This window comes from Salinispora cortesiana (genome assembly GCF_000484695.1).
Lineage (GTDB): Bacteria > Actinomycetota > Actinomycetes > Mycobacteriales > Micromonosporaceae > Micromonospora > Micromonospora cortesiana.
The window spans coordinates 1-6660 of sequence record NZ_AXVR01000103.1; the positions used below are offsets into that span (position 1 = coordinate 1).

Sequence of the window (6660 nt, forward strand, 5' to 3'; positions counted from 1 at the left end):
ACGTGGTCCTTCCTGGACAGGATCAACGTCCTGTCCAACGGACCACACCCAGGTCAAACACGGAAATCTACGCAGTCCCGGCGCGGTTGCAGGTGCTGCCGGCGACGCCGGAGGCGTTGGCCGAGTGGTGGGTAGACGCCCCGCTGGAGCGGCGGCGGGAGATGCTGGCGCTGGTTCTGGACCGGATCATCGTGAAGCCGGCACGCCGCGCCGGAGTGGTCGACGCGGACCGGTTGGAATTCGTCTGGAAGTAGTTGCTGCCCGGGTGTAGCGTTGCGTTCCGGCGAGCGGCAAAGGACGATGCACTGTCCGCAATGCGCGTTGTTTTGGCATCAATAGTAGATCCAAGAGAATGCAAATATAATAGTTAGGAATGCCTGGATGGGCGACTCCGAAGGGATCGAATGCGCAGGATGCAAACAGGACTGGCAAGCCTGGTACCGGGTTCGCGAGGACGGTCGAGTGTTTCTGCTTTGTCCGGAGTGCGATTCGATCTGGCTGCCCGGCGACGACCGCTATGAGGTAGCGACACGTTTTCTTGACGATTTGTTCGGTCCACAGCCAAAGTTCTTCAACGCATGGGCGCTAATTGAAGAGTGCGACCCGCCCCTGCTTGACTAGTCGCATCGCCGGCAGGGACCCGGCAAAGTCGCGCTGATCGTTCGAACGAGTCCTGCCCGCGCCTTAACCGGCTGCTGCTGCGCCAAGCCCTGCTCGAACCCGCGCCGTCCACGAGGGCCAGACGTCGTTGCGCATGCGACCGTCGCCCCCGGCCCCCGACCCCCGGCCCCCGGCCCCCGGCCCCCGGATCCGGTCGCGGCTCGGCCCGCGTCTCCTCGTCAGCTCCGCCCGCCTGAGCCATCCCGCCTGCGTTCATTGACCCAGAGCTTCACGCGGGACGCCGGGTCAGTACACGGTGGCCTCGCCATACGCGGTGAGCAGCGCGGCGAGATCGCCCGGCGCATTGCGCAGCGTGGCGTCGAGGAACGCGACCGTGGTGGCGATGGTCATGCGCAGCGCGTCGGTGCGGCCCAGGGTGCCGACGAGCGAGGGGACTGGCGGCAGGAAGAGCGGCGCGTCGGTAAACGTCGCGTGTGCCGATCCGGGGACGACGAGCAGGTAGCCAGTCTCTGTGCTGAGGTTCAGCACGTGGGTCAGGGCTGGAAGGTAGGTGGGGTTCACCGCCGGGTCGACGGGTTGAGAGAGCGCCAGTACCGGCTGATGGAACGGCCCCGGGTCGGGATCGCGGGGGGCGCCGTCGATGTCGATGACGGCTGCGAACCGGGCATCCTGCCGGGCGGCCAGCAGGGCGGCGGCTCCGCCGGCGGAGTGGCCGGTCACTGCGGCCCGGTCGGTATCCAGGCGGCCGGTGAGTGGTCCCCGGATCTCACCGCGGTCGAGGCGGCCCATCTGGGTCAGCACGAAGCTGAGGTCGGCGGCGCGGACCGCGGTCCAGCCATTCGCGCGCCGCTCGTCCTCGGCGTCGTCGCCGGTGGCGGCGACCAGGGTACGGACGATCGTGCCGTCGGTGAGGACAACGGCGGCGGAGTCGTATGGATGGTCGACGCCCACGACGACGTAACCCCGGCTGGCCAGCTCCTCCGCCCAGGCGGTGTTCTGGGTGCGCACACCGCCGAGCCCTGGCGAGAACAGCACGACAGGGAAACTTCCGTCGGTATCGGCCACGGCCGCGTCCGGCGCCGACCGGGTTCGGGCGTCCGCGGCGCCGTCGAAAAGGAAGCCGGGCACGCCGAGATAGTCTGCCAGGGCGCCGAACACGACGTGCGCCTCGTGCGCGGTGCGACCGGCGTACCGGGCACGCTCGGCGCCCGCGGCGCTCGGGCGCGCCGGGTACCACAGCTGCACCACGACGGTGCGGCGGTCGTCCGGGGCGGGCGTGGCGGTCTCGGGGCGGTCTGGGTCGGTCCACTGCAGCACGGAGGTGCCGACCGCGAACTGTCCCGACGGTCGCGGGAACACCGGTACGGGCAGTGCCCACACGGCGGCCGGCCCGGTAGCGATCAGCCCTAAACACACCACCGTCCCCGGCAACGCCAGCCACCACCGAGCCCGCCACGCTGGCCGCCCGTCGCGTCGGCGCACCAGCGCGGGCACGGCGAGCGACAGCATCACCGCCGCAACCACAAGCACCGGCACCAGTTGCCACCGCAACCCGACGACGACGAGTACCACCGTCGACGCCGCCACCACCGCCCCCGCAGCAACTGTGGTCGGGCGGCGGACACCGGGCGGCAGCCAACGGGCGAGTACCAGCCCAACGGCACCGAGTACCGCAACGTTTTCGGGCAGTGACATCCCGCCCCAAAAGAACTGAATCATCTTTCCACTATCGGCCGACCAGCCCGGCGGCCGTATCCACCTCAGGTCACCGGTCCGCGTACGACTCAGGTCGCACACCAACCGGCAACCATGGTTCAGAGGTCGCACCCAAGCCCAAGCCCAAGCCCGAGCTCGGCCTGGCCTTGGATACTGTCAGTGATCGACGCGATCGCCGGGCGGCGCCCAGCTCGCGCACTGACGCGTGGAATGTCGCGCTGCGTGGCTTCGGTTCGTACGGCGTCGGGGTCAGGACGAGAGTCACCGAACGGTCTGCCGTCAGCCGAATGGATCTTCGGAAGCACCGTTGCATACGCCGGCTCATCCGCCGGGCGTGACCAGTCCGCTCTCGTACGCCAGCACCACGGCCTGGACCCGGTCACGGAGCTGCAACTTGGCCAGGATCCGCCCGACGTGGGTCTTCACGGTTGCCTCCGCGATGTGCACCCGGGTGGCGATCTCGGCGTTGGACAAGCCTTGGGCGACCAGCAGCAGCACCTCGCGTTCCCGCTCGGTGAGCTGGGCGAGCCGCGGGTCCTCCGCCGGGCCGGGACCGAGCTGGCCGGCGAACTGGTCGAGCAGCCGCCGGGTGATCGACGGGGCCACCACCGAGTCGCCCTCGGCGACCACCCGGATCGCGGCCAGCAGTTCCTCCGGCGGCACGTTCTTCAACAGAAAGCCGCTGGCCCCGGCCCGTAGCGCGGCGAAGGCGTCCGCCTCAGTGTCGAACGTGGTGAGCACCAGCACCCGGGGCCGGCGGTCGGCGGGCCGGGCGACGATCCGCCGGGTCGCCTCCACTCCGTCCATGGTAGGCATCCGTAGGTCCATCACCACCACGTCGGCCCCGACCCGGTCCAGCACGCGCAGCGCGTCCGCGCCGTCGATCGCCTCGCCGACCACATGAAGGTCGGGCTGCGAGTCGAGCACCATGCGGAAGCCGGCACGCACCAGCGCCTGGTCGTCGACGATCACCACCCGGACGGCCATGTCACACCTCTGTTCGTGGTTGCGGGGCTCGTAGACCCGACTCACTCCTCGTCCTCACGGCGGAGCTTCCTCCGTGTCAGGTGCCGACGGTAGCGGCAGCCGCGCCTCGACCCGCCATCCACCGGCGGACGTGGGGCCGGCGGTGAGGCTCCCGTCGTACACTCCTACCCGCTCGCGCATGCCGACCAGACCGTGTCCGCCCGACGGTGCCGGACGGACCAGCGACCGGCCGCGCCCATCGTCCACGGCCCGGACCACGACGGCGGCTGGGGACCAGTCGAAAACCAGCTCGATGGACGCGCCCACCCCGGCGTGCTTGAGCGTGTTGGTCAGCGATTCCTGCACCACCCGGTAGACGGTCAGCTCCAGACCCGGTGGCAGCACCGTCGGCTCGCCCGACGTGGCGCAGGTGACCGCCAAACCGGCGGCGCGGAAGTGGTCCAGTAGGTCGGGCAGCCCGACCAGCGCCGGCCGGCGGTGCGCCGGTTCGGCGGAGAGAACGCCGTCGGGCCCAGCCGCGTCTGCCGGCTCCCGCAGTACGCCCACCAGCCGGCGCATCTCCTCCAGCGCCTGCCGCCCGGTGTCCCCCACCACCTTGGCCGCCTCCTGAGCGATGGCCGGGTTCCGGTCGATGGTGAACCGCACCCCGTCTGCCTGCACGATCATCACGGCCATGGTGTGCGCGACCACGTCGTGTAGCTCCCGGGCGATCCGAGTGCGCTCCTCGGCCACCGCGGCCCTGGCCTCGGCCTCCCGCTCCCGTTCCAGCGTCGCGGCCCGCTCCTCCAGGCTGAGCACGTACAGCCGGCGGGTCCGCACGTTCAACCCGACCAGCCAGACCGCCCCGGTGACCGACCCGAGCCAAAGCGCACTCGACCACCAAGGCGCCGGTCCGCGCACCTGGAGAGCGGCCAGCACCACACCGACGGCAGCGACCAGCCCCGCGCCGATGCCATAGCGGAGTCGGTTGGCGTACTTGGCCACGCTGTAGAGGGCGATCAGTACCCCGATGTCGTAGGCCAGCGGCCCCCAGCCGACCGCCACCTGCACCAGCGCGAGCGCGGCCACCGCCGCCGCTACCGCCGACGGGTGGGTCCGCCGGAACAGCAGGACCGCCGCCATCACGACCCCGACCAAGGTGGCGATCCAGCCACCCGGCTCACCCGAGATCCAGGCGACCGCGAGCAGCGCCACCAGCCCGGAGACGGCGACGTCGAAGGCGACGCTGCGCAGCGGGCGGCCGAAGATCATGCGGTCCACGGTCATCCAGGGTACGGGGCGTGGGGCACTCCGATCCGTACCCGCAGATCCTCCGCGACGAACCGTCCGTGCAGCGAAGTTGGTTGGAGCGGCGGGGACCGTCCGACAGTCGTACCGCACCGCGTCCAGCACGCCCCGCTCGGCGCTGGTCGGCTCCAACACCAGCACGTCCAGCAGATCGAACACAGGCCCGACCGCGACGAGCGGTAGAACCGCTTCACCATCGACACCAACGGCGGCCACCGCCCGTCCCGTCCCACAGACCCCGTCAACCAGGCCGACGCCGGGGGAGATGCTCACCAACGCGTCATGTCTTTGCCGGCGCCGTGCCGCCCCTGCCTCGGCCTCCGCGCTGTCGAGTGGCGCGATCAAAACGGTGGCGGCATCCATCCTGTCCTCGGTCCTGGACGTCACCCTCCGACTTCAGGTCGACCTGAGGTCGGAGGACACACCGGTGGATGACATCCCGCCGGATGATGCTGCGGTGGCGGGACCGGTCCGTATCCTGCGGGGGGTGGACAGCGCACCCGCCCCGCCGGACGTGATGGTGTACCGCCTGGTCACCAAGGACATCTCATCGGGCCTGAAGCAGCCCGCGTTCGGCCAGGTAGGCGCGGAGCGTCTCGGCGTCCTCGGCAGAGAGCAACCGACGGGGGATTACGGTCGCCGGCATCTGACCGACGTACAGGACCCAGAACTCGGGGGTGTCCTTCACCCGATCGACCCCGTCCCAGGCGATGCCGCTGGTCTGCGAGCCGCTGCGCATCAGAATGTTGTCGTCAGTAATCTCATAGGCGCCCTCGACAGCGTAGTCACTGGACCGACGCCGGGCGCGCAGCCGGACCCATGGCCAGTACAGCATCGCCAGTAGGCCACCCATGAGCATCGTCAGCCACAGCGGCTGGATCTGGTCGCCCCACCCGAGGCTCCGCGATACGGCGAGGCCAGCCGCCCCCGCCGCTGCCAGCACCGCGCCGACGTATAGGTACTTGCGTAGCTGATCAATGGTGAGCGCAGCGGCCACGCGGCTCGGGTAGGCGGGATCGGCCGGGACGTCAAAACGGATGTGCACGCCAGAACGATAGTGCCCCCACAGGCCCGACGGGCAGCTGCGTGTCAGATGCCGTCCCGCAGGCCGCTGCCGGTCACACCAGCACCGGCTAGCACATCAGCGCTAGGCGTACGCGCACCGGCGAGCGCAGCCGTGCCGGTGCGCGTACGTCCTTCACGGGCTGGCCGGACGCGCCGGGACCCCGGTTGGCGGCGTCGCCGCCAACATCGCCTTTTGGCCTGGCACAGTTGGGCATGCGACCGGTGCTCCTGGGTGCGGTCGGAAAGGACTTCGAGGAGCACCGGGCCTCGCTGCGTGGACTCGGCGTCGAGTGCGACGTCATCCACGTCAGCGACAAGGCGCACACCGCGCGCTTCATCTGCGCCACCGATCGCGATGACAACCAGATAGCCAGCTTCTACGCTGGCGCGATGGCCGAGACCGGAGCCATCCGGCTGCTCCCGGTGGCCGAGCAGATCGGCGGCTGGACATGGTCGTCATCGGTGCCAGCGACCCCGGCGCGATGCTCGCGCAGGCCGCCGAGTGCCGGGCGAATGGCTACCCCTTCGCCGCTGACCCCTCGCAGCAGCTGCCGCGGATGAACGGCGAGCAGGTCCTGGAGCTGATCACCGGAGCCGACTATCTGCTGACCAACGAGTACGAGAAGTCGCTGCTGCAGAGCAAGGCTGGCCTGACGGACGAGCAACTATTGGAACTGGTCCGGGTCCGCGTTACCACTCTGGGCAAGGATGGCGTGGAGATCGCCGAACGAGACGTGCCACCTTTCACGTTGCGGTGCCGGCCACTGTCGAGACCCCGGATCCGACCGGTAGCGGCGACGCATTCCGCGCGGGCTTCTTCGCCGCACTCTCCTGGGATCTGTCGTTGGTCCGGGCCGGCCAGCTGGGCTCGCTGGTCGCCGGCCTTTGCTTGGCCCTGATTCTTCGCGGGTCTGACGCCTGTCGATGATTGAGGGGCCGGCATTGTAGCTGGTGGATGTCTTGGGCTCGTCGGGTATGGCTGTG

At 69.7% G+C, this 6660-nt stretch carries 6 protein-coding genes and 1 pseudogene; 3 read left to right on the forward strand and 4 right to left on the reverse strand.

The annotated features are described in order from the left end of the window. Both K228_RS29265 and K228_RS27840 read left to right on the forward strand, forming a co-directional pair. On the forward strand, positions 1-254 hold a 254-nt coding region (locus tag K228_RS29265; protein WP_223160761.1), incomplete at its 5' end, for a hypothetical protein. A gap of 127 nt (positions 255-381) precedes the next feature. Continuing rightward, the gene (locus K228_RS27840; protein ID WP_080671687.1) at positions 382-621 is read left to right on the forward strand and encodes a hypothetical protein; all 240 of its coding nucleotides are present in this window, start codon (positions 382-384) and stop codon (positions 619-621) included. 285 nt (positions 622-906) lie between these two features. Here K228_RS27840 and K228_RS0123535 read toward each other — a convergent pair whose 3' ends face one another. From K228_RS0123535 to K228_RS0123550, 4 genes are all read right to left on the reverse strand, one after another. Then, positions 907-2340 carry an alpha/beta hydrolase family protein gene (locus K228_RS0123535; protein ID WP_029723933.1) on the reverse strand — a complete coding sequence of 478 codons (1434 nt, stop codon included), beginning with the start codon at positions 2338-2340 and terminating at the stop codon, positions 907-909. Positions 2341-2658: 318 nt separating this feature from the next. Further along, positions 2659-3324, reverse strand: coding sequence for a response regulator (locus K228_RS0123540; RefSeq protein WP_025620590.1), 666 nt, complete (start codon positions 3322-3324; stop codon positions 2659-2661). A gap of 54 nt (positions 3325-3378) precedes the next feature. Then, positions 3379-4590, reverse strand: coding sequence for a sensor histidine kinase (locus K228_RS0123545; RefSeq protein WP_025620591.1), 1212 nt, complete (start codon positions 4588-4590; stop codon positions 3379-3381). A 568-nt stretch (positions 4591-5158) separates the two neighbouring features. Next, positions 5159-5656: a YcxB family protein gene (locus K228_RS0123550; RefSeq protein WP_025620592.1), complete on the reverse strand. Its 498-nt coding sequence runs from the start codon at positions 5654-5656 to the stop codon at positions 5159-5161. A 187-nt stretch (positions 5657-5843) separates the two neighbouring features. Between K228_RS0123550 and K228_RS27845 the strand changes: the two are divergent. Continuing rightward, positions 5844-6577, forward strand: a pseudogene (locus K228_RS27845) (carbohydrate kinase family protein); the annotation flags it as partial. Between the last annotated feature and the right edge of the window lie 83 nt (positions 6578-6660).